The organism is Polaromonas sp. P3_C2, from assembly GCF_056402675.1.
In genome coordinates this window covers 1-639 of record NZ_JBFUGX010001206.1, presented here as the reverse complement: position 1 = coordinate 639, position 639 = coordinate 1, and the positions used below count along the sequence as shown (strand labels likewise).

Genomic DNA, 639 nt, shown 5'->3' with positions numbered 1-639 from the left:
GCGGTTGTTGCCGGTGAGCTTGCGGGCCACCAGTTCCACACATCCGATTTCAATGATGCGGTCGCCATTTTCAGCGGAAAGACCGGTGGTTTCGGTGTCAAGAACGATTTGGCGCATGGCTGGATTATCGCTGTGCTGGGTCAGTGGATGTTTTTCCGCCGGGCCGCCCCTAGGAAAAATGCGCCCCCCCGGGGGGCAGCGCAGCACACGCAGTGGCAAGCGTGGGGGCTAATGATTCTCCTTTGCATGGTTGATGGAGTATTTGGGTATCTCCACCGTCACATCCGACTGGGCAAGGAAGGCCTGGCAACTCAGGCGCGAATTGGGCTCCAGGCCCCAGGCGCGATCCAGCAGGTCTTCTTCGCTCTCGTCGAGCTCGTTCAGCGATTTGAAGCCTTCGCGCACGATGACGTGGCAGGTCGTGCAGGCGCAACTGAGGTCGCAGGCGTGCTCGATGTTGATCTTGTTGTCGAGCAGAGCCTCGCAAATCGAGGTGCCGGCCGGCGCACTGATTTCAGCGCCCTCTGGGCAGTATTCGGGATGAGGCAGTATTTTGATGATGGGCATGGTTGTCAGTCGGTTCAGACCGCCTCGATGTTTTTTCCGGCCAGGGCTTGCTTGATGCCCCTGTTCATGCGC

Annotated in this window: 2 protein-coding genes; both read right to left on the bottom strand. The window is 59.2% G+C overall.

The annotated features are described in order from the left end of the window. A partial coding sequence (locus tag AC1DWI_RS25615) for an exonuclease domain-containing protein (protein ID WP_477726249.1) occupies positions 1-117 on the bottom strand: 117 nt, incomplete at its 3' end. 111 nt (positions 118-228) lie between these two features. Then, positions 229-567 carry an ISC system 2Fe-2S type ferredoxin gene (gene fdx / locus AC1DWI_RS25610; protein ID WP_477669135.1) on the bottom strand — a complete coding sequence of 113 codons (339 nt, stop codon included), beginning with the start codon at positions 565-567 and terminating at the stop codon, positions 229-231. Between the last annotated feature and the right edge of the window lie 72 nt (positions 568-639).

Bases quoted from the DNA above. Each gene is read 5' to 3' on its own strand.
- fdx (WP_477669135.1), bottom strand. From the start codon at position 567: ATGCCCATCATCAAAATACTGCCTCATCCCGAATACTGCCCAGAGGGC.